The sequence below is a fragment of the Alteromonas algae genome, assembly GCF_049117195.1.
In the GTDB taxonomy this organism is placed as follows: domain Bacteria; phylum Pseudomonadota; class Gammaproteobacteria; order Enterobacterales; family Alteromonadaceae; genus Alteromonas.
On the sequence record NZ_CP185260.1, the window covers coordinates 172373 to 197708 of the forward strand.

The following is a 25336-nucleotide window of genomic DNA, read 5'->3' on the forward strand; positions in this document are numbered from 1 at the left end:
CCTTTTAAACGGCTTGTTCGGATGGGGGGCTTAACGTCTCACCGCTAGTCAAAAGTGCTTTTATTTGTTCTTCAGACATAGGCTTAGCATACAAATACCCTTGGGCAAGCTTGCAGCCCATCGAGGTAAGAATGGCCGCTTGAGAGTGCGTTTCCACGCCTTCGGCGACAAGTTCGCAGCCAAATGATTCTGCTAGCGTCACCGTTGATGCAACGATAGCGCGGTGGCCACTATTCGTCTCTATATCTTTTATAAACGTTCTATCAATTTTAAGTACGTTTGCTTGAAGGTTTGCAAGGTACGCCAGTGAACTCATTCCAGTCCCAAAGTCGTCTATTGCGAGTTTAACGCCTAAATGCCTGAGTTTATCCAGCGCACCCTGGATATACTTTATATTGAGGCAGGTTTCGTTTTCAGTAAGCTCTAGTTCAATGCATTCCGCTGGCACGTCATAATCGTTCAGCAAACCCTTTATGTAGCTGTCTAAGCCTGGATCTAACAGATTGTAGGGGGATAAATTCACAGCAATAGGCGTAAAAATGCCCTCTTGTCGCCATAATGCCACGTGTTCAACGGCTTTCTTTATAATGTATCGACCAAATTCTTGTACTTTACCGCTATGTTCAATTAGTTCAATAAAGGCAAAAGGCATCAGCAAGCCTAATTGTGGATGCTGCCAACGGCATAGCCCTTCTACGCTGACAATGTGTCCGGTTTGAATATCCACTTTAGGCTGAAAGTGCAGTATTAACTGATTGTTTAACATGGCGTCGTTAATTTCGGCGCGAAGCTGTAAATCTTGCTTATGGTTAGCGACTTTTTGATCATCATAAAGCTGCCAGCCGCTACGTTGTTCTTTTGCCTTGTACATTGCGGTATCGGCACATGAAATAAGCGTTTCAGAGTTATCAGTATGTGTTGGGAAGTGAGCAAACCCTACACTTGCGCCCGTATTGATTTCAAGGCCGTTAATGAGAATGGGGATATCGCATGACTCAACCACTTTTTGTGCGATACGTTTGCCTTCATCAATTGAGCACTCAGGCGCCCAAATAATAAATTCGTCGCCGCCAATTCGTATTACTTCGTGAGGTGGTTCCGTTACGTCTGAAATTCTTTGCGCCACGCTTTTAAGTAATTCATCACCTGCGGTATGACCAAATGAGTCATTAACCTCTTTAAACTTATCCAAATCAATCGCAAAAAGGCACCCTTCAGGCACAGCGGGTTGCCCGCTTTTTGTACACAATGCGGCGGTCAGTGTGTCGGTAAGATAAAGCCTATTGGGCAACCCAGTTAATGCATCGGTTGTGGCTAATTCTGTAAGCGTATCGTTGATTTCCTCTGCGCGTTTGGCAATTAACGATGACAGCGTAAGTGCCAACCATACCGCAATCCAAAATACGATAATCGATGTAATTAATAATCGCTTAGCCACCAGTGATAGGGTGGTGTCTAGCACGACCGTTTGTTGAATAAAGGTGATGGTGTAAGCATCACTTTTCTGCTGATACCAAAGGTAGGTATTACCGTCATGTGTGATTAAGTGGTTGTCTTGGCTGCGCTCATTTTCAAATGTCAGTAAAAGGCGGTCCATTTCTCCATTGGAAAGCAGGTGTGCTTGTTTCCATTGATTAGCCTGTGAATCCACCTGAAATACTTTTGGCGCTTCGTCTTCGGGTGTTATAAGTAGCCTTGAAAATGCCTCTGTTTTTGAAGAGAAACTGCCATCACGCCGTAAAAGTTCGTTGTTCAACAACCTTACAACGCGCTGCATGGTATTTAATTCTGTTTCAAGACTTACGTCAGCAGTGAGGCGATAGGAAACCGTGACATAAATGGCGGCGATGAGCAATGAAACCGTTAGACACGCCAGTATGAGTCGAGGACGTACCGACGTTTTGCGATCGAGTAAGGGAGCCATTTGCATACGGTTTCGCCGTAACCTTTATAAGTTGTTAACGTTTTTTGGTGCTGATACCCGCAAGTTGATATACCGGACACCAACCAGACGCCAACGAAATGAGGTTCAATACGCCAAAGATACCTAACAATACCTCTATAAAGATGTCGTCGATAACGTCGCCATTAAACAGCGCGAACGCGGTCACGCAAATTCCTATCATGCCACGCAATACGCGGTCGATAGTGTTCAAATTAGATTGTAATGCCATTGTTCTTAATCTCTTTTTTGCATAGTTAATCATAGCCTCAGTCTAAACGTTATACCAGTAGACTTTCCGCTAGGTATTTGTATTAGGTGAGCAAATTACAACCTGGCTTTCTTCGTAATTGAGAACGTCATACGCACGCGTGCCTTCTCAACGAAGACATAAAGATATGAATAATGAAGAGAGATACCCACATTAGCTTAGTGTAATGTGGGTATCTATTTGTGTGCTACAAGTCTACTTTAGCTCTTGCGCCTAGACCTGGCCCATAAACGATGGCATTCAATAGCAAGCGATTAGTGCCTCGCGTTGACCCTCTAAAGTTAGGTTGGCCAGAAAACAAAATCACTTGACCGTTACCAAGTCGCTCGCGCGTAAGGTAAGCGGTATTGGCTATTCTATGCTGTGCTTCTGGCCACACCAGGCCGCTCATGCGCACGTTAAGTGTTTTGTCGGCAGGCATGTTGTACCACCAATCCATGTTCTTCTTATTGGCATCGTCACTAGAGGATTTCTTCGACGGCATAAACACACCCGCGCGTATTACTGCCTCGCTGCTATCGTCAGACATAAGAAGCGGCTGGTTGGTGTACAGCAATGGTAGCACTGGTGGTGTCCCAACGGTTAACCAATGGTCTTGGTCGGTACGTCCAGCAATCATAGCGCCACTGGGCATAAACAGTTTAAGCCACTTATCACGGCGGGTGAGTTCATCTTCTTTTAAAGGTTTTGGCTGATTTGCCCATGGAAAATCATAGCTCCCCTCTAGTGTGTGCGCCATGACTGTTGATGTATCGACGGTTTCTTGTGTCGCCAGATACTCTCGCGTAAGTGCGATATCGAACTGTTGTGCGTTCTCGAAACTAGACGGTAGCGTACGTACTTTTCCCACGCCGCTGTCGCTGGCAATTTTACCGGCCGATTGAGCGCTAGCAATTAATGTCCCGCCCATTTCAACCCATTTTTTAATCGCCTCTGTTTGGCTTTTGGTTAGCGAACTTCCCCAGCTTGCAGGCATGACGAGTACATTATAACGGCGCAAATCTGCGCGGTTTAATGATGCGACATCAACTTGGCTATGACGTATGCCTAAATGCGTGTCAAGGCTCCACCACGTGGCGCCCACATCGTAACTTGAAAAACCGCCGTGACTTAAGATAGCTACTTGTGGTTTTTCGAGTAAACGGAAGTGTCTGCCGCCCCAGTCTGGTAATTCACCTTCTCCGAACCCACTACCGGTAGATACTAATGAAAGGCCAAGTTCATCAGCCGTTGCTTTGCTGATGACGTCTAAATCATTTCTTTTAGGGTTATCAGTGACCGTGACAATAATAGAGCCTCGGTTAAGTTTATTACCGTCTAGCTCGGCCTCTTTATCTAGAAAGCGAACGTGAACATGCTGTTCCATGAGTCTCGCGGCAAAGGCAAGTGAACGGTCATCGGCACCGTCAACGGCCCATGCAATAGCATTACTGCTTACGTTGTGTGATGGCGTATATGCTTTATAAGGCGTTAGATGTTTGGTCATATGGTCAGGTACTGTGAGACCTTGTAAGCCATACATCATGGTCAGGTTCCATGCTGTCGTGTCGTACATAACTGATGAGTCATCGCGAAGTGTCTTTTGGCGTTCTTCCAGCAATACAGCTTCGTTAACGCCTGCTTCAAACTCTAAAATAGCGGCAATAAGGGGGGCTTCAGGTTGACGGTTCGGCACTACGATACTGTTTTTGGGTACTACCGTACTTTTCAGTGTTTCACCAAGATGATTAACCGCTTTACTTACCTCGATATCGCGGGTGGTAACAAATACCTCGATATCTTGCGCAAGTAAACGGTCAACGAGTGCCTGTGTTCTGCCATGGTTGTCATTAGCCAAAATAACGTAGCTTCGGTTCGCAAATTTCCCTTTGCTACTAATATTATTCTTACGTCCCTGCCAGTAGTCCTCGTACATGGCTTTGCTGTGTTTCGCTAGCGTTTGCAGGTTAGCAAGTGTCGAAACAAACTGGTGATGAACCGATTCAAGGTACGTTTGTACTGTGCCTTCGGGGCGACGAACGCCATCTTCAGCCATACGGGATTGTTCGTATAAGATATGCATCGTGCCGCGATATTCTGAATAGTTTGAGTACCCGGGATACCAGTTTTCAAACCATTCTCCCGTGTAGTAACGCCAGCCTTTTTTGTCGAATGCCGAGGATTGGTCGCGGGCAAAAACTTTCGACCATTTTTGTAAATTAGGATCGATGTTGTCATTCAGCGGCTGTCGTGGAGGGCCCATCAGGTAAGTGTCTTGGCTACCCATTTCATGCCCATCAATCATCAGCTGAGGTCGCCATTTATTTATCAGTGCCACACGACCTATCGTTTCAGGTTGCGTTAGGTAAAAGAAGTCACGGTTTAAGTCGAAGAAGTAATGATTGGTTCTTCCGGAAGGCCAATCGCCTCGATGAAGTAGTGATTGATCATCGATATTCGGTGCGGTGCCGCGATACTGCTCAAGTGATTTGGCAAAACGGGCACGACCATCAGGGTTCATCATTGGGTCGATAGCCACAATCATGTTGCTAAGTAGCGAAGTTACAGAAGTGTCTTCACTCGCTATTAGGTGATAAATAGCAGCTAGTGCTGCATCGGCTCCGGATGTTTCGTTGCCGTGAATAGAGTAAGCCATCCAAGCGATAGCCGGTAAGCTTTCTATAATCTGGGAAGCTTCACTGCTTGATGTTGAGCGGGGGTCAGCAAGCTTCTCAATATTGCGTTGGGTACTGTCTAACTGTGATAACTGCTCGGGGGTTGATATAAATACGGCTACCAAAGGTCGCCCTTCATGTGAGCGCGCGTATTCGATGACCTTCAAACGATTCGATTGGGTGGACCAATGCATGATGGCGGCGTGAATTTCTTGTGGGTTAGCAACGCGTGACCCAATAGGAAAACCAAGCAACTCATCGGGGTGAGTAATCTGGGTTGTGTACGTGCCATCAAGAAGTTGGCCGTCATAAACTAAATCTGGGTCTTGGACGGGCTTCATCAGTACACCGGCATGTGCTGGCAGCATCAACACGCCTAATAAAAGCAAGAACCAACGTCTTGTCGATTGCATGTGTATTCCTTATTTTTTTTATAATTAAAGACAACTTACATCATAGTGTAGACTAACTTTTGCACAGTCAAACCGACTGCGATGAATAGCGGTCTCGTAGCGATGTTAGAAAACGTACCTATCGGATTAACGCAAAGGGAAGGGGGTATCGGCAACGGCCTGTGATAAAGCGGGCAGTAAATAGGTAAAACGTGATTTTTTCGACATTCCTAAATAGGTCTTGCGTGAGCCACGATACTCATATTTTGTATGTCGTATTTTGCCTGTTAAATTGCGTTTGTTAATAATGTCATCGATTACGACTCTTATGCCCACGATAGCATCAACGCGATTATCGATTAACATATCTAGCATAACATCAGCACTCACTAGGGGAGACTTTCTTAGCGCGGTATCACTGTCAAAAGGCTCAAAGTACTTACTGTTTCGTATTATGCCTATTCGTTTGCCAATTAAATCGTCGTAGCTGGCTATAGTCATATCGCTATCTGTTAATACATAAAATGTTTGGCTCGACTCAATACCATGATGAGGCTCAATGAACTCTATGTATTGTTCCCGTTCGCGTGTTTTAAATAGGCTGACATATAAATCTGCATCGCCTTGTTCGAGCAATTTTAAGCAGCGCGCAAATGGGCAAGCGTAAGCATCAACTTTTATGTTGGCTTTCTCTGCTATTTTTTCTATATATATTTTGTCGAGCCCAGTAAAACGGCCATCTTCTGTGATAATCGAGTAAGGAGGGAAATGGTCGAATGCCACGGTGAGCGTCGGGCTTGCGTCTACTTTTCGTAACGTTTTCAATTTTTCAAATTGTGCTTCAAAAAGCGAATATTCTTGCCTGGGCAAGTAACGCTTATGGGCAGCTTTAAACGCATCATTATCGTATAGCGATAAGAGCGCGTCATTTATATCATTTATGACATTGTGTCCAAATGCACTGCGACTGCACGCAATATACGTTGGAATAAAGTAGGGGGCCTGTTTCAAAGGGATATAGGCAATATTGCTATCGACAGGTAAAGGATTGTCGTTAAGCTGAAGCCACTGTGATGAATAGAGTAAAGTCATATCTAACAAGCCGTCAGACAATAATTTCGGACCGCTTTTATAGCGCTTTTCAGAATTGTAAAAAGACACTCTGTCTGAGGGGATGTTCGCTATAACATCGTCGAGCATCTCGCCATATGACAACCCGCGAGCAATACCAAAATTGGCTTTTGCATTCACCGTAACCAATGCGGCTAAATTTATTAGCGTACCGTCTTGCGCAATCAAAGCCTCTGGTATCGTGACACTATCTTTGCGGTAATAAAGCCGTGCGCTGGGGTGCAGGCTCATGGGTAAGCTGAATAAGTTGTTCGCCTCCCTATCAATTGTTTTTATTCGGTTTGCGGTGCAGATATTTTCATTTATTTTTAGTTGTTGATTCGTTCTTGGTACGGGAGACGCATTGAATTCAATGGCATAGTGAGGCAATTGCTTTAGTACAAGGTTCGCGGTATCAATACCGATAGAAACCTGCTTGTCTGAAAGATAAAGCTCGATGAAATCACTTTCATCGACCATCCACGTAATGGTGTTTTTTGTCTGGGCGCTCGTTAACGAAGGCAGCAAAATAAATGCGCAATAAACCACCATGCGATACCACGCACCAAGGTTGATATGTGTATTGAGCATAGTACTCGCTTGCTTTGTATAGACCATGCCTATATTTTAGCGCGTTTTTACCAACAATAGTGGTTAAATTTCGCACCCCGCTCAATAGACGCAGGGTGCGGTTCGCTATGGCGTTAATAGTGGGTAAGCAACCTACGCGTTGTTAATAACGAAGCGTATAAGTCAGTCTTGCGGTTCTTGGCTCTACAGGATGATAATGTAAATCTTCAACCCCTTCCTCAGGCTCTTGAGGAAGGCGCGATGCATAGAAGTAATCAATATCATGTGCATCGCTATCTAAGGTATTTAATACTTCTAATCTCACTTCCCAATTTTCCTGACGGTAAGCAACTTGGGTATTTAGTAAGAAAGCCGACGGAGGGGAAACGGTGTCGAAACTGTCTACGGTTCTTGCGCTTAAATATCGGGCTCGTAGCGTATAACTAAACCCTTGCTGATCGCTATTGTCATACCACGTCGCTCCGGCACTCACCACCACAGGCACGGTACCGTTTATATGTTTACCTTCATCCTCGGCTGTGTCACTGAACCTTGCTTTCGTCCAGGCGGCTTCAATATCCGTAGTAAGATGATGATTAACCCAGTAATACGCACTGAGCTCTACGCCATAGCGTTTCGATGGGCGGCTTGCTTCGGTAAAACCTGCATCGCCTACGTAAACCAACTCGCTGTCTAGTTCAAGCTGCCACAGTGCCGCAGACACGTTGTAGGTTGTGTTGTTTGTCCAATTTATGCCCGTTTCGTAGCCAAGTGATTTCACAAGAAGTGGTGAGGCATCGATAGTCTCGTTAGTTAACGGGTCAACGCTGATGGTTGCACCTCTGGCATCATTAGAATGAAAGCCTTGGCCAATATTAGCAAATAAGGTAACACTGTCATTTACGTAATATTTAAGCCCACCTTTTAACGACAGCAAACCGTCGCTTTCATTGCCGCTATTCGCGTCTAAATCACTGTTTACATCTACATCAAGTAAGTCATAACGCAAGCCAAGGGCCATAGCCCATGAATCGCCAAGGATAATGTTTGATTGTGCAAAAGCCGCATACGAACTGCTTTTTATATCGTCTTCTCTGATGGTACTTAACCGCGTAAGGTTTTGCGTGCGATAAAGACCAATATTATCAATATCATCAATGCGCCACTGCGTACCTACTGTTACTGAGCTGCCCTCGGTAATGAATAAAGGCAGTGTAGTGAACAGTTCACCACCAAAAATTTTGCGATCATCGCGTTGTTCAAATTGATCGCCGGTTTCTGGGTTGTCGAGAAAGTACGTAAAGTTTGAAAATAAAGATAGCTCGGTGTCGATGGCATACAATGAGGCGTTCCATGTGTCGCTTTCATAATTAGCCGAAAGACTGTAGCGAGATGATGTCCCTCCCACTTGCGTGTCGATAGATCCTAGTCTGTCAATAAGGCCGCTTTTAATTGCACGGTCTGGAACCTGATCGGCACCATTCCAACTATTATCATAGGCCATGGCGGTAACAGATAATGTGCCCTCTAAAAGCGGCGTTACGTAACGCAGATTCGCATTTTTCTTTCTTACGTCTTCACTGATATCTGTCCAAGGACCGTCATAGGTTTGGTATTCAATGGCAGAAATTAGTTTTCCGCGCTGTAAATCAAATTGATGCAAACTGGCAACGCGTTGATAGGCGTTTTCACCCAATGTGATATTAAAACTATTGCGCGCTATTTCATCTCGCAAGTTAAAGTAGGCACCACCTGCACTTGAGAAGTCGCCAATGTTGGCATAGTAAGTCCCTTTGAAATAACGCAGATTATCGACAAATTCAGGGATAACAAAATTCAAATCTGAATAGCCTTGGCCATGTCCATGGCTGCGCATATTGACTGGCATACCATCAACAGTCACTGCGAAATCGGTACCATGGTCAAGGTTGAATCCACGCAAAAAATATTGATTCGCCTTACCTGAACCGCTGTGCTGGGTCACCATCATGCCTGGAATAAACTCTAGCATTTCAGCGGTGCGCAACATCGGACGTTCTATTAATGTATCGCCATCAACCCAACCTTGGGATGCGGAAACAAATTCTCCATTTTTTGTGGTGGTGTCACCATTGATACGGATATGCTCAATGCTTTCATCCGGGTCGTCTAACGCAAATGCTAGTGGCGAAAAATATAAGGGAATAACAGAGGCAATAATAATAGAAACAAAGCGTGTTTTAGTCATAAATCAGTCAGAGTAAGTGTACTTACCTTAAACTAACGATTAACAAACCCAACTAGATGCAGCAAATCCAGATATATTGCGCCATACATAAAAAACGGCGAACATATTTATGATTGTGTTGTGCCGCAAAAATAACACACCCCGTTTTAAGAGGTGCTTTATTTATGTAACGAGGTTACAAATAAACGGTATGTGTTTTGAGTGGGGCTAACTTCTGTAGAATTTTGTTTTCTTGTTGATAGGTGAGCCCAACGTCACGCATGGCGCTTTGCACATACTCCACCAAAATATAGAAATCGCGCTCTTGGATATTAAGCCCTTTGTGCGACTCCATCATCGTTTTTCCATCGTACTCGCAAGGGCCGCCGATTAAATCACAGGTTTGTGACACTAATTGCTCTCTGAGGTGGCGTTTAGGAACACCTTTGAAATAATGGCCTATTGTTGGGTCGTTATAAATACGGGTAATTGCAACACCATAGATTGTATTTAGGGTGTCATGTCCCCCTATTTCATCATATAAGCTTTGTTCGTTCGTACTTGCACAGCCTGCTGTAAGCAGTGTTAACACCAGAAAAAATGTGATGAAAAGCGAACGGAAAATTATCAACGTTGTTCTCCTTAGAAGTTAGCGTTAACGGTAAGGTAAAAGCCGGACGAGTCTTCTTGTAACGGCAGATTACCTAAATCCACATAGGCAGCGGTAATAGAAACTGATTTATTCGGGAAGTAGGCGATAAACGCATCGACTGCAGTATTTTCTTCAGCGAGTCCACCTAGACGGTTCGATTGAGTTCTAAACTCTGTACCGATCGCCGTTGTGGGACTGACGAGTAATGCGAGAGAGCCTTCCCACTCGAGTGTTGCGCTATCATCGGTTGCTGAACCAAACCCTAATAAACCGAATGTATTTGCTTTGGTATAGCGTGCGGTCACATTGGTGAGTAGGTTAAAGCCGTTGGGAATGCCAAGCCATAGTTTTGTGGCCGATACATATACATCAACACCGCTGTCATCAGCGGCCCCTAATAATTTAGGTACGCCGGTATTGGGAAGTGGGGCAGAGCCATTAGGAAGTAAAAGTGAAGTATTGAAGTCGCGGTTTTTTTTGTATTGCGCACCAACCGATACTTGAGGCAGCCAACTGTCTTGTGAAAATACGCCATCGCCCAATACTTTTACTTTAGCGGCAATAATATCTTGTTCAATCGTTGCTGCATTGGCGTTTGTTATTGCACCGTCGGTGAGTAAAGCGAATACATTGCTGGTTAACCCTGATGAGATATCCAATTTCTGACGTTGTACGCTAAGCTCAACCCGGTCAAATATACCGACGCTAACCCCCGCAGTAGACAAGGTATAATCATTAAGGCTTAAATATTGGATATTTCCAGAGTAACTGACTTCTTCTTTGCTCGCGTACCCACCAATAAATGCCCATGGTGTCAGCCCTCCACCTGCTACACCTTCAAAGCCCGTGATGCCACCGGAAGCAATCAGTCTAGATCCACTATCAGCATGCACCGATGACACCAGTAAACTCAATACCAATAAAATCTTTCGCGTCATACTTTTACTTCCTACTTTTATGTTTGGTGCATCGCGTTAGAACGAGACGTCTTTATATCGCGAAATGTAGGTAAATTAACAGTCGTAAGCGTAAATTGCTATCGCAAAAAGCTATCGACTAGCCGAAATTCGTACAGGCTGAATATGTGTATATTGCTAACGAATACAAAGGTTGTATGGGTAGGACGGGCAATAAAAAAGCCCACAGCACGTTATGCGGTGGGCCTTTTATCAATATAGAGGGTATTTACATGTTGTCTAACTGCGCCCTAAGCGTCGCAAGAAACGTGTTTATACGTTCTGCATTTTTACCTAAATCACTTTTACCAACGCGAGATTTACTGCGTACATCGACAAGCGTGTCATCGCCTTGTGCTGTTAAACGGATAACCACATCATCTTTGAAGCCAAACCATGTAGTGGTATCTGTTGCTTCCAAGGTGTTAGGTAAAGCGCCCGTTTCAACGCGCTCCCAACCTAGTGTGTTTATTGCTTTCACTGCTGCACCGTACACCTCGTCAACCGGCTGCGGTAGCAACTGAGTTTTGATTTCAGGGTAAGCTTCAAGTTGTTGTTTGGTAATATCGCCACCCTCATAACTTATCGGGTTTGGTGCACCTTCGCGTAGCGGTGCAATCGCTACGAACGCAGGAGGATTAGTAACATCAGTGGTAATATCATGAATAGGCGGCACCGCACTGGCTTTGCCCATCATGCTAACCGGCATGCCAATAGCAATAAACGCTAGAACCGCGTAAACAATAGTGCTTCCCCAGCTAATATTCTTACGATTAATTAGCACTTGTAGAATGATAAGGATGATTGCTGCGCCACCCACATAGACACCGTAACGTAGTGACGTAAACGCAGTGCCAAGGCCAACGCCTGCATACTGATAAAGTGGGCCGGGCAGCACCACCATAAGAAAACCGACAATACTGGTAAGGGCAATTAATGCTTTCAAGTGAACTCCTGAATATTATTGTGTTTATGATTGGGTTTGTGCATTTTTACGTTACTTTAACAGTGAATACTGCAAATTGGTTCAATTTATCGCGTTTATTTACCGTTTTGTTATGAATGTATACGCTCTAACCATTTGCGGATACTTAGCTACTTTTTGTCGGGTTTTTGGTATGCTTCAAAGAGGCCGATTTCTTTCCTCACGCAACGCAAAGGTAGAACGAATTGATTGAATTCAGCGACACTGAACGTATGTCTATATCGGACGCCCACCTTGCACTTCTCATTGATACTCTCGCAACACTACGCCCCGTTTTTGAAGATGGGATTAACGAATATACGTTGATTAACACCCTTAAAGCACCGCCTTTCGGATTATTCAAAGACGCTGCCCTGAGCGACCCACTTATCCTATTTAACACACACTTTTTATTGTTTCACTGCTTATACAAATTGCGTGAGCAATGGCGTCTGCAAGGTGTTGGTGAGCTTGATATTCACGCGACTAATATCCTTCTGCGTGCCGTTGATACGGGTTCTCAACCACAACAACGTGAAGCGCATGCAAAGGATATTGGCGCTACAGATGCGTTAGCCGAGTATTATCTTAACCTTAGCAATATGACGAGCACCTCACTAGAAGATGTTGAAACATTAATCGACGGGTTTTGGCAGCGAATGGCTGGTAACCCGATTGAGGCATCTTCTGAAGATATAAAGCATGCATGTGAATGGCTTGATATCGATACTGCGACTACATTGACGTTAGTCACCGTTAAAAAGCATTACAAGAAAAAGCTGCAATCTGTTCACCCTGATAAGGGAGGGTCTACACACGATACCCAGCGTGTAATATCAGCGTACAAATTACTGCTAAGACATATCAGCGCGTTATGAAAACGTTAATATTGTAAACGCTGTTAACATAAGGTGTGCAAGGCAAAAGAAGGCAATAAAATTACATGAAAAATATGTTGTTTGCCGATGTCAAAAGCTATTCAGCGGCAATCGCTGTTATTTTATTCAGCCCACCGTCACAATAGATGAATCTACCTATTGGTATTTTGCGTTTATATGAAACGTAAAACACTAAAATTGTTATACTGACCGACTACATATTGCTACCTCGCGATTACGCAAGGGTAAACGTTATCATTTTTAGCAGTATGACTATGGAAAAGAGAACCTATCATGCGTCGCATACCAACCATTACTTTCGTTATCGCTGTCCTTTTAGGGCTAGCTGGGTGTTCGGGTGAGTCCCAGCAAGCATCTGGCGCTCAGCAGCAAAGGCCCGCCCCCCCCGTTTCTGTAATAACGTTAAAGGCCCAGCCTGTTGTTCACGAGATGATTCTGCCAGGGCGTATTACGCCATCGCGTCAATCTCAGGTGAGGCCACAGGTTGATGGTGTGGTAACAGAGCGCTTGTTTGAAGAGGGAGCGCAGGTAGAAAAGGGACAGCAGTTATATCAAATTGATGACGCGCGCTACCGTGCCCAATTAAATAGCGCGATTGCCGATGTCAAAAGTGCCCAGGCAAATTTAAAAACGCTTGAAGCGAAAGCAAACCGTTATAAAAATTTGATTAAACAAAATGCGGTTAGTCAGCAGGAATATGATGACGTTATTGCGCAAAAAGAGCAGGCGCAAGCGGCGATCAGCGTTGCTGAAGCATCGGTAGATGTTGCAAAGGTCAATGTGGGTTATACCAAGGTGTATGCCCCTATAAGCGGGCAAATCAGCCGCTCGTACGTGACAGAGGGTACCTTGGTGACCACCAACCAAGCGCAGCAATTAGCCACCATTACTCAGCTTAATCCTATTTATATTGATATGCAGGAGTCGGGGAGTGCAATTCTTACGTTACGTCAAACTATGAGAAGTAAAGGCTCGATGCCGGTTGAGCTAACGCTTGATGAAGTGACTGGCGAGAAATATCCACATACAGGAAGTGTGAAGTTTTCAGAAGTGACCGTTGATGAAAGTACAGGCTCGGTAGCGTTACGCGCTGAAATGCCAAACCCTGAAGGGGTGTTACTGCCCGGCTTATTCGTTAAGGGGCACGTTGTCACAGGCAAAGAAAACGCGTTGCTTGTACCGCAGCGTGCTACCACGCGACAAACCGATGGGTCGTTATCTGTTTATGTAGTTACCGATAACAATCAAGTTGAAGGTAGAGCCTTAAAAATAGGAAAAATCTATCGCGACCAATACGTTGTGAAAAGCGGCGTCAGCGAAGGTGAGCGTATCATTGTTACCGGTTATCAGAAGGTCAAGCCCGGCGCGATGGTTAACCCGTCAGAGTGGCAGCCTTCGTCACGCGGTTCACGATAGGAGTCGTTATGGCACGGTTTTTCATAGATAGACCCGTCTTTGCATGGGTACTCGCCATTATCACCATGATGGCAGGCGTGCTTGCTATTTATACGCTGCCTATTGAGCAGTACCCTAAAGTTGCGCCGCCAACCGTCAGCATTAGCGCAAGCTATCCAGGTGCCTCTGCGGAAACCGTAGAGAACTCGGTGACACAGGTGATCGAACAAAGCCTGTCTGGCATTGATAATTTGCGCTACTTTTCAGCAAGTAGTTCAAATAGCGCCATGTCGATAAACCTTACGTTTGAACCGGGTACCGACCCAGACATTGCACAGGTACAAACGCAAAATAAGGTGCAAGGGGCGTTGCCTCTATTACCCACAGAGGTTCAGCAACAAGGGGTAACCGTATCAAAATCAAATAGCTCGTTTGCGTTAGCAGTAGGCTTTTACTCTGAAGATGGCTCAATGTCGCAGTACGACTTGAGTGATTTACTCGTGTCTCAATTTAGAGATCCTATATCGCGCGTAAATGGGGTTGGTAACGTACGTGTTTTCGGTGCCCAGCGGTCTATGCGTATATGGCTCGATCCGGATAAATTGTACAGTTATAACTTAACCCCGGTAGATGTGCAGGCCGCGGTTAAAGTACAAAACACCGATGTGTCAGCCGGTCAGTTGGGTGGCTTGCCCGCCATTCAAAACCAACAAATTAATGCCACAATTCAGGCGCAAAGTCGGCTACAAAACGAAGAAGACTTCGAAAACATAGTATTGCGTGTGAACACCGACGGCTCACAGGTTCGCGTGCGCGATGTGGCACGTGTCGAGTTAGGCGCGCAAAGTTACGATGTTATTGTGCGCTACGACCGAAAAGCGGCGTCTGGTATGGCTATCAGTTTAACCTCAGGCGCGAATGCATTAGACACAATAAAAGCAGTAAAAGCGCGGGTGGAAGAGTTGCGTGCAACCTTGCCTGATAGCGTGAAAGTGGTGTATCCGGTAGACAGCTCCCCTTTTATCGAGCTGTCTATAGAATCGGTGGTAAAAACACTGATTGAAGCGGTGGTATTGGTATTCTTGGTTATGCTGCTGTTCCTTCAGAACTGGCGAGCAACGCTTATTCCTACCATCGCCGTTCCGGTGGTATTGCTAGGAACGTTTGCCGTTCTGCTTGCTTTTGGGTTTAGTATTAACGTGCTTACCATGTTTGCGATGGTACTTGCCATTGGCTTATTGGTTGATGACGCCATCGTCGTTGTAGAAAACGTCGAACGTATTATGGAAGAAGAGGGGCTGTCTCCTCAGGAAGCCACTAAAAAGTCGATGACGCAAATTACCGGTGCGCTGGTAGGTATTGCGGCGGTGCTGTCTACCGTGTTTATTCCCATGGCATTTTTTAGTGGTTCAGCAGGTGCAATATACCGCCAGTTTTCAATCACTATCGTGTCTGCGATGGGCTTTTCTGTTCTTGTCGCTATTGTGTTGTCGCCGTCACTGTGTGCCACGCTATTGAAAAAGCATTCAGACGACCACGATAAGAACAAAGGCTTTTTTGGTTGGTTTAACCGTAATTTTAACAAAGGTCGAGACAGCTATCAGCGCACCACAACGCACATGGCCCAGCGTGCCAAACGGTATTTCGTTGTGTATGGGCTGTTAGTGGGTGGAATGGTCTTTATCTTTAGTCAATTGCCGGGTTCCTTTTTACCTGATGAAGACCAAGGCCGAATGATGGTGCTGATCAGCACGCCACCAGGTGCCACCGCAGGGCGTACGTTAGAATCGATAAAACAGGCCGAAGATTATTTCTTAGAAGAAGAGAAAGAGGCGGTCAATGGGCTGTTTGCGGTAGTAGGTTTTAGCTTTGCTGGGCAGGCGCAAAACGCAGGCATGGCCTTTTTGAATTTAAACGACTGGAGCGAACGCGATGAGGACAGCTCGGCATTCGCTGTGGTAGGCCGAGCGTTTGGTGCCTTTAGTAAAATTGAAGACGCGTCGGCGTTTCCTATTGTGCCACCGCCTATTATGGAATTGGGTAATGCTACCGGTTTCGACATGCAGCTTGTTGATAGAGGCGGAAATGGACATGTTGCGTTAATGGACGCACGAAATCAGTTATTAGGTATGGCCGCCCAGAACCCTAAACTTGCAGGCGTACGCCCTAATGGTTTAAGCGACGTTCCTCAGTTTAAGATTAATATCGACAGTGAAAAAGCATCTGCACTAGGTTTAAACCTTAGTGAAATAAACAGTGCGTTACAGATAGCGTGGGGGTCAAGTTACGTAAATGACTTTATTGACCGTGGCAGAATAAAGCGGGTTTATATGCAGGCTGACGCGCAGCATCGAATGACATCTGACGACCTTGATAAATGGTTTGTTCGAAACGCAGACGGCGATATGGTGGCATTCAGTACATTTGCCACCACGCAATGGGTGTATGGTTCGCCCAAGTTGGAGCGCTTTAACGGTGTGTCATCGGTAAATATTCAAGGCAGCCCAGCCGAAGGTGTGTCATCGGGTGAAGCCATGGCAGAAATGCAAAAACTGGTTGCGCAGCTCCCCTCAGGCTTTGCTATTGAGTGGTCGGGATTGTCGTTTGAAGAACAACAGGCTGGCTCTCAAGCTCCCATGCTTTATGCCATTTCAATACTCATTGTATTTCTATGTTTGGCCGCGCTCTACGAGAGCTGGTCGGTGCCGTTTGCGGTAATGCTCGTTGTACCGCTGGGGATTTTGGGCTCGGTGGTAGCCGCCTACGTGTTCAGTTTGCCAAACGATGTGTATTTGCAGGTAGCATTCTTAACCACGGTCGGCTTGGCTGCTAAAAACGCCATTCTTATCGTCGAGTTTGCTAAAGAGCAATATGAAAACGGCGAAGATTTAATGGTCGCGGTATCAAATGCCGCGTCTCAGCGTTTTCGTCCAATCCTAATGACGTCTATGGCGTTCATATTAGGGGTTACACCTTTAGCACTTGCCAGTGGGGCGGGGGCAGCCAGCCAAAACGCAATTGGTATTGCCGTCATGGGCGGCATGATTGCCGCTACATTCTTGGCTATTTTCTTCGTCCCCATGTTTTATGTGATGGTTGAAAGGTTTTTTCACAAAAAGGACGACAGCGAGTAAGTACTTACCATAAATGACGGTGGCTGCTAGGGTAATTCTGTGGCGCAAAGGAGTGATTATGACGACAGTTGTGTTTTCTCATGGCAAAGAAAGTGGGCCATGGGGCAGTAAAATTAAGTCACTTGCCAATGTGGCCACTGCCCTTGGCTTCGCTGTTGAGAGTATTGATTATCAAGATTTACCGTCGCCGGATGCACGTGTAGCGCGACTTATTGAATGTATTGCCGCTTATGAAGGGGATGTCATTTTAGTAGGCTCAAGTATGGGCGGTTATGTGTCTTTAGTTACCGCGGCTAGCATGGCGGTTAAAGGTGTATTTTTGCTGGCGCCAGCATTATGGTTGCCAGGCTATGACGTACAGCAATATAAATTCGACGGGCCAACGTTTATTGTTCACGGTTGGCAAGATGACATTACGCCTATGTCGAATACACAAAAATTTGCTGAAGAAACCCAGGCACAGCTACTGTGCGTGCGTGACGGGCATCGGCTGTCACACAGTAATGACATAATGTGTAACGCGTTTCATTTTTGGTTACAGCCGTTTGTGTCTACGACTAATCGCCTACGATAATTTACCTAACATTACGTGAAATAATGATAGTTTGTGGCATTATGAGCGTATGGTTTTTGGCATAAAAGGCTCATTGGAATGACGTTTTCCTTGCCCCCCCAACCTGAATGGCAATCACTCATAAAGTCTGGATGTAGGGTGTTTGTTGGCGGTAATGCTTCAGTTCCTTATGCGCTTGTTCAACATCTTATCGATAATAGCGCTGGGCTAAGCGACATTGAATTAGTGCACATGCTTGCGCTAGGTGATACCCGCTGGGTGGATGAAAAATATAAAAACCTGTTCAAAGCGAACACGTTCTTCATCGGTGGCGAAACAATGCGCCGGGCCGTTGATGAAGGGCGCGCCGACTATACTCCAGTATTTCTCTCTGAAGTTTCAAGTTTGTTTAGCGACGGCACGTTACCTTTAGATGCTGCCCTTATCAATGTGAGTCCTCCGGATGAATTTGGCTATTGTTCTTTAGGTGCATCGGTTGATATCGGCATGTCTGCTGTACGCCAAAGTAAAAAGGTCATTGCGCAAATTAACCCAAATGTGCCTCGTACGGCGGGGCATTCTTATATTCATATACGTGAGATCCATGCTTGCATAGAGGCCGATGAAGCGCTCGTACAGGTCGCGCCTCCGCCAATAGATTCGGTCGCCGAGCGTATTGGTCAATATGTGTCGATGTTAGTAGATGATGGCGCAACCTTGCAGTTTGGTATTGGTAAGATACCAAATGCCACATTAAAGTATTTGTGTAATCACCAAGACTTGGGTATCCACAGTGAAATGCTGACCGACAGTATTATTGAACTGTTATCCTCTGGTGCGGTGACCAACAAAAAGAAGACGTTTCACCCTGGCAAAGTTGTCACCAGTTTCGCTATTGGTACACGTAAACTGTATGACCTTATCGACAATAATCCCCACATTGAATTTTATCCCAGCAGCTATGTAAATAAACCCACGAATATCGCGAAAAACGACAATATGGTTGCCATAAATAGCGCGCTAGAGGTGGATTTGACAGGGCAGGTGGTGGCCGACTCTCTTGGCTATGACTTTTACAGCGGCATAGGCGGGCAGGTTGATTTTGTGACAGGAGCCTCTATCAGTAAAGGTGGAAAGGCCATTATTGCGTTACCGTCTACTGCACAAAACGAAACCATATCTCGGATTACGCCTCGTGTAACGGAAGGCTCAGGGGTGGTGACATCGCGGGGTAATGTACAATATGTAGTGACTGAGTATGGTATTGCATCGCTAAAGGGAAAAAGTATTCGAGAGCGAGCGTTAGAGCTTATTAGAGTGGCGCACCCCAAATTTAGAGCGCGCTTGCTTGAAGAGGTTCGCCAGCATTATTGGGTGCCACATTACCAAGAAAAATACCCCACTGATATTCCTGAGTTGGGCGCAATACAGCTTAAAAGGCTGCAAATTCATAATGAAAAATTCTACATGCGGCCATTGAACCCAGCAGATGAGAGACGTCTTCAGGAGTTCTTTTACTCGCATACAAAAGAAACGCTGCGCCTTCGTTATAACTACGACCCTAAACAAATGTCTCGCGAGAAGTCGTGCAATTTAGTGAGTGTTGATCAAAGCTCAGATGCCGCGTTATGTATTGTGCGTCAAGAAGGCTCGCGCATCACTATTCATGCGGTAGGGCGTTTTTATTACGATGCGGCGACAAATACCTGCGAGGCTGCCTTCGTGACCAGAGAAACACAGCAAGGAAAAGGAATGGCCAGCCGGTTATTACATGCCTTAATTGATATTGCTAAGCAACGTGGTATCAGTAAGATGATGGCTTATGTCAGGGGCGATAATAAGCCTATGATAACCATTTTTGAACAAGCGAAATTCACACGCGTGTTTACCGGTGACCCAAGCGATGTTGAACTTGTGTTAGACGTAGCGTCGCTGTCATGACCATTCGAATATTTCGCGGTAAACACTGTACCAAGCACGATATGGGCGCTGACCACCCTGAGTCTCCCGATAGGCTTTACGCCATCGACGATCAGCTATTGTCATCGGGTATAGACATGATTTGTGAACACGCCGATGCAAAGCCCATTGCCGAGGCTTATTTGAGCCTAGCGCACGACCCTTATTATGTAAAAAGTGTATTAGAAAGAGCCGCTACTCTAGTGCCAGCTGCTAGTCGTGGCGACGTCACAAACAGCGCTCAATCGACAGTAGCCTGGTTAGATGAAGATACGGGGTTAATGCCACATTCTTTGCCTGCGGCGTTAGAGTCAGCTGGAGCCGGGTGTAATGCGGTAGATTGGGTGATGCAAAGCAACGACCGTCAGGCGTTTTGTGCAACAAGACCACCAGGACACCACGCTACTTACGACAGGGCGATGGGATTTTGCATATTCAACAACATCGTGATTGCCGCGCGTTATGCATTGCAAACCTATCACCTAAAGCGTGTTGCCATTGTCGATTTTGATGTCCATCACGGTAATGGTACCGAGCAAATCGTCGCAGGCGACCAGCGCATTATGTTGTGCTCTAGTTTCCAACATCCCTTTTATCCACACTCAGGCTCGCCCGTATCGGCCAGCAACATCATGTGTGTACCTCTTGACGCGGGGAGTACAGGTGATGTGTTTCGTACCAAGGTACAGCATTGGTTTGATGCGCTTAAGAACTTTCAACCTGAGCTTATTTTAATCTCTGCGGGTTTTGATGCTCATGCTGAAGATCCCATGGCGCATTTACGATTAGTAGAAGACGATTATTTCTGGATAAGCCAACATATCCGTACCATTGCGGACGTATGCTGCGAAGGTCGAGTGGTCAGTATGCTTGAAGGGGGGTATGACCTTAGTGCGTTGGGACGAAGCGTCGTTGCGCATCTAAAAGGGTTATCACAACCGCTACCTTCTGTTTAATTGGCTTGTCGTTAATTATTTGAGCTCGATGAAGGGCAAAAGCATCCCTCTGCATCGGTGTTGATAACCGCCCCGGTGTAAGGCAGCTGTGTGGTGTACGCCGCAATTTCCTGTACCAACGTTTTACCGGTAAAACACCCATACCCTGTCGAATATGGGCCTAAATACCGTAGCTGATTATTATCATCGATAACAATTAACGCAGGTATTGACGGCAATAATTGTTGCAGCGCAGGCAGCGCTTCAATAGTCACTTGTGCAATACTATATTGTGCGCTGTCTAGCGTGTTTATCAGCTGAGTCTGATGCGCAGTAGTCAGCCATTCGCAGTAGCATTGAGATTGCGTGCCTATATGAACAATATTCGCCCCGGTGATGCCATAGGTGTTTAGTAGTGATACAACGCGTTGGTCAAAGTCGGGGTTTGTCGACGCATATAATAGGCGGCTTTCGGGGTCGAATACGGAAAGCTGACGCTGCCCATAAACGAGCATGGCGGCAAGCAATACTACCGCCCATACCATCAACAGCGTCCAACTTAATCGTGAAGACATTACACCTTAAATCGTTCGATAGCCTGCCGCATTCTTTGAGAAATGTCGGTTAGTACGTCGACCTCTCCTGCCAGTGCTTCAGCAGTAGCAAGTTCTTCAGAGGTAAACTCGCTCAAACGGGATGTACTTGCTGCAATAGACGCTGAGGCAGTTTCTTGCTCAACCGCAGACGTTGCAATTTCTGTCATACTTTCACTTGCGTAACGTATTTGTTCCATGATGGACGTCATGGCTTCGGTTGCTGATTCAGACGAGCTTACTGCTTTATCGACAAGTTCAATACATGTTTGCATTTGCGTTACCGAGCTTGCGGTTTGACTAACAAGTTGTTCAGTAATCGTGGTGATTTGGTCAGCACTTTCTTTTGAGCGTATAGCGAGCGTACGTACCTCATCAGCTACTACAGCAAACCCTCTGCCGTGCTCACCTGCTCGGGCAGATTCTATTGCCGCGTTCAACGCAAGTAAATTTGTTTGCTCGGCAACGGCGGTAATAGAGCGCATTGCTTCAGAAATGTGCGAGCATTGCTCATTTAATGCTTCATTCGTTTTGGCGGCACTATTTAGCGTGCTTCGAAGCGAATTAATGGTGTGGCTAGTACTTGATATCGAGTCTTTCGTTTTGTCTGATGAAGACTGCGCGGCGGCGGCTTTGTCGCTTGCTAACGTGGTTTGTTCCGTTGAAAGTTGCATGGTTTGTGCAATTTCTTCAGAAGAAGCAGAGACCATCGCAAGTTCTTGATCAGTATCTTTACTGATTTTAAACATGTTTGTGGCCGCACTTTCCATTTTCTCGCAGCCGCTTACCACATCGTCGGTTAACGATGATGCAAGCTCGACCAGTTCTCGCACTTGGTCGATTAACAATCCAAAAGGTTGTACCGTTTCATTGCTTCGGTCAACCTCTACGGTCAAGTCTAACTGTCCTTCCGTGCGCTGCATTTTTTCAATCGTAATACGAAGTAAAGCTGCGCCTGCGCCCTCAATGTGGGCTTGTTTTGCCATGTACATAAGTACGCCGCCTTCAGCAACCGCGAACACAGCGTGAAGCACTAACATCGAAAAGGTGACGTGGCCTTCTTCAAAAATCATGACAGACGCACCTTGCGACTGCAGCAGGAAGAAACTGATATGGTGAACCGCTACCACCGCCGTGCCGGTGGCGATAACTTTCCAATCACGGAAGCACGATAAAAATGCTAAAAGCACAAAAATTTCAAAATGAATTTCAATGAGACCAAACGATTGGTGAATATGCAACGCAGTAAGAAGCTGCACCCCTATTGCCATCGCGTGCCTACTTATTGCAGCATAAGGCTGCTGAAAGCTTAGAATAAGTGGAACTGCAGCAATGGGTATACCGAAAATAAATGCGACAAGCAGTTCGCCGGTTATCATGCCAATTGCGACCGAGACAACTAACTGAACCAGCAAGACCACACGAAAGATTTTGTGTCCATCGAGATACCATGGGAAGTGCATATTTATCTCCAGCGAAAGTACGCAATGTATTGAGTGTAGGCAATAAGCATAGTATATGCTAATCCACTATATTCTATGTGTTACCTGTTAATTCAGCCATTTAACTTTGGTCTAACCACATGCGGCTTGATAAAGTTACGCCATTAATTAAAAGTAATATCGGCCCGTTTCTAATAAACGTGAGTCATAACGAGGAGTATTGATTAATGTGCCATGTGGCGTTTCTTTCCACTGATAATTTGGAAGCGTTCTTTGTTTATGACGAGCTGCTTATTCCATTTTTTAATGCCGAGGGCTGGCGCGTTACCACGGTCTCTTGGCATGTTAAACAGCATGATTGGTCACAATACGATTACGTGGTAGTGCGCAGCACCTGGGATTATCAGCAGTTTCCAGATGCTTTTCTAACAGTGCTGGCTGACATTGATGCCTCGCCGGCCATATTGTTAAACCCTTTGTCATTAATGCAGTGGAATATTGAAAAGTTTTATCTTCAAGATCTTGCTAAAAATGGGTGTTTAACGGTACCGACTTGCTGGCAATCAGTGTTCAGTGAAGAAGTATTGCGTGAACAGTTTGATTTACTGAAGAGTGATACGCTAATCGTAAAACCCGTGCTTAGCGCTAATGCAGACGATACGTTTAAGTTAACTTCAGCGAACATTGATGCGCATTTAAAGGTATTGTCGCAAACCTTCAAATCACGCGCATTCATGATTCAATCGTTTTTATCCAGTGTGGTAGAAGAAGGCGAATATTCGTTATTTTATTTTGGTGGTGTTCTTAGTCACGCTATCTTAAAAATACCCGCAGAGGGTGATTTTCGTGTTCAAGAAGAGCATGGAGGGCAGCTTAAATTAGTTACGCCCACTGCAGAACAATGCAGAGTGGCTGAGATGGCCCTTGCGAGTATGCCAGCGCCGGCGCTTTATGCGCGGGTCGACCTTATTAACCTATCTGGTTCATGGGCCGTAATGGAGCTTGAGTTAATTGAGCCTTCGCTATATTTCAATTTAGATGAAGCCTCGTGTCAGCGCTTTGTTTCTGCAATGTTGCACTATCACTCGTTACAGCAAACTGCGCAACCGTAGGTGATGTGAAAAGCGCCGATAAAAAAGGGCCTAATGATTAAATTAGACCCTTTAAACTTGCGCGTCATTGCTTCTAGCGCTCCCGTTTTTCCGGACGGCTAGTGCGCTGTTGAGGCCGAGTGCGTGTTTGTGGCGCGCTTCGTTTTTCTTGTCTCGCTACCTCATAATTGCGCTTTTGTGTTACCGGCCGTTCTTTTCTTGTTGGTTGGTTACGTTTAACGCTGCTAATGTCCCTGCTTTGGCGCTGCACTTTTTGCTGCACGGTTTGCTGCCTAGGCGTTGAAGGACTAACCTGTCTTGGCTTTGAATAGCGCGCTACTTGCTGTTTATTGCTACGAAGCTCATCGCGGATTGACTGCTTTCTGTCCACTCTGCGCGTGGTATCTTTAACCTTTGCAGGCAGCTTTCTTTCGTTATACCTCGCGGGTTTTTGTGACTGAGCTCGTAAACCGTTTTTAATTGTTTGCTCACGGTTAGTGGGTGTATGCGCTTTAGACGTACGATGTAACCACTGAGACTTGGTGTGTTGCACTGGCGTATTATCGCGACGTTTACTCACCCTATTTTCTGTAAGGCGTTGCGCTTGCGTATACTTGTGTGTCACCCCACGGGTACTCGTATTCTTTGGCACGTAGTTTCTCGATACCGGCTGATTACGATGCTGGTATGCGGCAGGTGCGCTTCGTACAACACGTTCAGAGTACTTCGCTCTGCGGTGTTCTTGACGGTGCTCCCAACGCTGATAGCCGTTGCTAATTACGCGTTTACGCTGACTTCCGCGATAAAAGCGTGTAACGGGAGTGCGGTGAATCACCACATGCCTGTTCGACCAATGAATACCGCCGAAATAGAAAAAGGTCGATAGCCGAATGCTTGGGCCCCAGTAAAAATTGCCAGTGCGATGGTAACTGACATGATGATTCCAACGAACCGGGGCTATTGGATGCCACCAGTGTCCGTAAACGGTATCGGGATCGTAGTAAGGAACGTAAACCACTTCGCGTTGGCGAGGTGCGATATAAACGACTTCTTTTTCACGCTCTACTTCAAGGTAGTCGTTTGATCGTAAGTTTCCGGTATTCATCGCGTGCTGACGCAATACTTGCACGCGAGCAAGGACCCGAGACTGACTGATCAGCACATTATCACCGAGTTGCTGCAGCCAGTTAAGGTCATCAGCAACAGTGTGCAGCACATCGGTAAAAGGAACCAAGGCTTTTACACTTGGGTCCCAATCGACAGGTTCGAGCAATTGTTCAACTTGATCTGGGCTTAAGTCTTTATTGCTCTGGCGCCATCGGTCAGCTGACACAACATCGAGAGGATACGTTGTGGCTACCAATATGTGAGTCAGTAAGGTATCGGGGTACAACGCAATAGGCGCAAGAAGGCTATCAAGCTCAGCGTCGCTGTACGTCATAGATTGCGCATCGGTAACAGGAGGGGGCGTTGTTTGTGCGCTTGCAGGAAGTGCAATGCCCGTAGCACCGAGTGCGAGTATCACCGCTATCGTTATGTTTTTCATACGTTCTCCTTACATTGCTGTGCTCATCGATAACGTTCGAAAGCGGGCAATGTCGCAAAGTCTGTATAGAAT

18 protein-coding genes are annotated in these 25336 nt (G+C 45.8%); 7 read left to right on the forward strand and 11 right to left on the reverse strand.

From position 1 onward, the window contains the following. Positions 1–4: 4 nt before the first annotated feature. The 8 genes from ACOJRU_RS00805 to ACOJRU_RS00840 form a co-directional block, all read right to left on the reverse strand. Positions 5–1930, reverse strand: coding sequence for a putative bifunctional diguanylate cyclase/phosphodiesterase (locus ACOJRU_RS00805; RefSeq protein ID WP_421133174.1), 1926 nt, complete (start codon positions 1928–1930; stop codon positions 5–7). A gap of 28 nt (positions 1931–1958) precedes the next feature. Next, positions 1959–2174: a YgaP family membrane protein gene (locus ACOJRU_RS00810; protein WP_421133175.1), complete on the reverse strand. Its 216-nt coding sequence runs from the start codon at positions 2172–2174 to the stop codon at positions 1959–1961. Positions 2175–2400: 226 nt separating this feature from the next. After that, entirely contained in the window at positions 2401–5280 is a 2880-nt protein-coding gene (locus tag ACOJRU_RS00815; protein WP_421133176.1) for a M14 family metallopeptidase, read from the reverse strand. 126 nt (positions 5281–5406) lie between these two features. Continuing rightward, a complete protein-coding gene (locus ACOJRU_RS00820) occupies positions 5407–6960 on the reverse strand; it encodes a transporter substrate-binding domain-containing protein (protein WP_421133177.1) in 1554 nt (517 codons plus the stop codon). 142 nt (positions 6961–7102) lie between these two features. Next, positions 7103–9166: a TonB-dependent receptor gene (locus ACOJRU_RS00825; protein ID WP_421133178.1), complete on the reverse strand. Its 2064-nt coding sequence runs from the start codon at positions 9164–9166 to the stop codon at positions 7103–7105. A 175-nt stretch (positions 9167–9341) separates the two neighbouring features. Next, positions 9342–9773 (reverse strand): group I truncated hemoglobin, encoded by a 432-nt coding sequence (locus tag ACOJRU_RS00830; RefSeq protein ID WP_421134684.1) that lies wholly within the window; start codon positions 9771–9773, stop codon positions 9342–9344. A gap of 14 nt (positions 9774–9787) precedes the next feature. After that, on the reverse strand, positions 9788–10735 hold the full coding sequence (locus ACOJRU_RS00835) for a DUF3034 family protein (RefSeq protein ID WP_421133179.1): 948 nt from the start codon (positions 10733–10735) through the stop codon (positions 9788–9790). A 247-nt stretch (positions 10736–10982) separates the two neighbouring features. Next, positions 10983–11699 (reverse strand): DUF1499 domain-containing protein, encoded by a 717-nt coding sequence (locus ACOJRU_RS00840; protein ID WP_421133180.1) that lies wholly within the window; start codon positions 11697–11699, stop codon positions 10983–10985. Positions 11700–11923: 224 nt separating this feature from the next. On the opposite strand from ACOJRU_RS00840, the gene ACOJRU_RS00845 reads away from it, so the two are divergent. The 6 genes from ACOJRU_RS00845 (at position 11924) to ACOJRU_RS00870 (ending at position 20613) form a co-directional block, all read left to right on the forward strand. Then, positions 11924–12595 carry a DNA-J related domain-containing protein gene (locus tag ACOJRU_RS00845; protein ID WP_421133181.1) on the forward strand — a complete coding sequence of 224 codons (672 nt, stop codon included), beginning with the start codon at positions 11924–11926 and terminating at the stop codon, positions 12593–12595. A gap of 294 nt (positions 12596–12889) precedes the next feature. Continuing rightward, entirely contained in the window at positions 12890–14032 is a 1143-nt protein-coding gene (locus tag ACOJRU_RS00850) for an efflux RND transporter periplasmic adaptor subunit (protein WP_421133182.1), read from the forward strand. Between the two features lie 8 nt (positions 14033–14040). Next, positions 14041–17145 (forward strand): efflux RND transporter permease subunit, encoded by a 3105-nt coding sequence (locus tag ACOJRU_RS00855; protein ID WP_421133183.1) that lies wholly within the window; start codon positions 14041–14043, stop codon positions 17143–17145. A gap of 58 nt (positions 17146–17203) precedes the next feature. Continuing rightward, a complete protein-coding gene (locus ACOJRU_RS00860) occupies positions 17204–17719 on the forward strand; it encodes an alpha/beta hydrolase (protein ID WP_421133184.1) in 516 nt (171 codons plus the stop codon). Positions 17720–17797: 78 nt separating this feature from the next. Further along, entirely contained in the window at positions 17798–19639 is a 1842-nt protein-coding gene (locus tag ACOJRU_RS00865; RefSeq protein WP_421133185.1) for a GNAT family N-acetyltransferase, read from the forward strand. Then, the gene (locus ACOJRU_RS00870; RefSeq protein ID WP_421133186.1) at positions 19636–20613 is read left to right on the forward strand and encodes a histone deacetylase family protein; all 978 of its coding nucleotides are present in this window, start codon (positions 19636–19638) and stop codon (positions 20611–20613) included. Before ACOJRU_RS00865 ends, ACOJRU_RS00870 begins: the two co-directional genes overlap by 4 nt. An 11-nt stretch (positions 20614–20624) precedes the next feature. Here ACOJRU_RS00870 and ACOJRU_RS00875 read toward each other — a convergent pair whose 3' ends face one another. Next, the gene (locus tag ACOJRU_RS00875) at positions 20625–21167 is read right to left on the reverse strand and encodes a DUF6436 domain-containing protein (RefSeq protein WP_421133187.1); all 543 of its coding nucleotides are present in this window, start codon (positions 21165–21167) and stop codon (positions 20625–20627) included. Continuing rightward, the gene (locus ACOJRU_RS00880; RefSeq protein WP_421133188.1) at positions 21167–22648 is read right to left on the reverse strand and encodes a methyl-accepting chemotaxis protein; all 1482 of its coding nucleotides are present in this window, start codon (positions 22646–22648) and stop codon (positions 21167–21169) included. The genes ACOJRU_RS00875 and ACOJRU_RS00880 overlap by 1 nt, the downstream gene beginning before the upstream one ends. Before the next feature lie 206 nt (positions 22649–22854). Between ACOJRU_RS00880 and ACOJRU_RS00885 the strand changes: the two genes are divergently transcribed. Further along, positions 22855–23739, forward strand: a complete 885-nt coding sequence (locus ACOJRU_RS00885; protein WP_421133189.1) for an ATP-grasp domain-containing protein — start codon at positions 22855–22857, stop codon at positions 23737–23739. 73 nt (positions 23740–23812) lie between these two features. On the opposite strand, the gene ACOJRU_RS00890 is transcribed toward ACOJRU_RS00885, so the two are convergent. Next, positions 23813–25264: a DUF3300 domain-containing protein gene (locus ACOJRU_RS00890; RefSeq protein WP_421133190.1), complete on the reverse strand. Its 1452-nt coding sequence runs from the start codon at positions 25262–25264 to the stop codon at positions 23813–23815. Positions 25265–25336 lie beyond the last annotated feature (72 nt).

What these genes read in the sequence shown, in the direction of transcription:
- ACOJRU_RS00880 (WP_421133188.1), bottom strand. Translation starts at nt 22,648, where the DNA reads ATGCACTTCCCATGGTATCTCGATGGACACAAAATCTTTCGTGTGGTC.
- ACOJRU_RS00885 (WP_421133189.1), top strand. Translation starts at nt 22,855, where the DNA reads ATGTGCCATGTGGCGTTTCTTTCCACTGATAATTTGGAAGCGTTCTTT.
- ACOJRU_RS00870 (WP_421133186.1), top strand. Translation starts at nt 19,636, where the DNA reads ATGACCATTCGAATATTTCGCGGTAAACACTGTACCAAGCACGATATG.
- ACOJRU_RS00890 (WP_421133190.1), bottom strand. Translation starts at nt 25,264, where the DNA reads ATGAAAAACATAACGATAGCGGTGATACTCGCACTCGGTGCTACGGGC.
- ACOJRU_RS00875 (WP_421133187.1), bottom strand. Translation starts at nt 21,167, where the DNA reads ATGTCTTCACGATTAAGTTGGACGCTGTTGATGGTATGGGCGGTAGTA.
- ACOJRU_RS00815 (WP_421133176.1), bottom strand. Translation starts at nt 5,280, where the DNA reads ATGCAATCGACAAGACGTTGGTTCTTGCTTTTATTAGGCGTGTTGATG.
- ACOJRU_RS00810 (WP_421133175.1), bottom strand. Translation starts at nt 2,174, where the DNA reads ATGGCATTACAATCTAATTTGAACACTATCGACCGCGTATTGCGTGGC.
- ACOJRU_RS00805 (WP_421133174.1), bottom strand. Translation starts at nt 1,930, where the DNA reads ATGCAAATGGCTCCCTTACTCGATCGCAAAACGTCGGTACGTCCTCGA.
- ACOJRU_RS00835 (WP_421133179.1), bottom strand. Translation starts at nt 10,735, where the DNA reads ATGACGCGAAAGATTTTATTGGTATTGAGTTTACTGGTGTCATCGGTG.
- ACOJRU_RS00855 (WP_421133183.1), top strand. Translation starts at nt 14,041, where the DNA reads ATGGCACGGTTTTTCATAGATAGACCCGTCTTTGCATGGGTACTCGCC.
- ACOJRU_RS00865 (WP_421133185.1), top strand. Translation starts at nt 17,798, where the DNA reads ATGACGTTTTCCTTGCCCCCCCAACCTGAATGGCAATCACTCATAAAG.
- ACOJRU_RS00850 (WP_421133182.1), top strand. Translation starts at nt 12,890, where the DNA reads ATGCGTCGCATACCAACCATTACTTTCGTTATCGCTGTCCTTTTAGGG.
- ACOJRU_RS00820 (WP_421133177.1), bottom strand. Translation starts at nt 6,960, where the DNA reads ATGCTCAATACACATATCAACCTTGGTGCGTGGTATCGCATGGTGGTT.
- ACOJRU_RS00825 (WP_421133178.1), bottom strand. Translation starts at nt 9,166, where the DNA reads ATGACTAAAACACGCTTTGTTTCTATTATTATTGCCTCTGTTATTCCC.
- ACOJRU_RS00860 (WP_421133184.1), top strand. Translation starts at nt 17,204, where the DNA reads ATGACGACAGTTGTGTTTTCTCATGGCAAAGAAAGTGGGCCATGGGGC.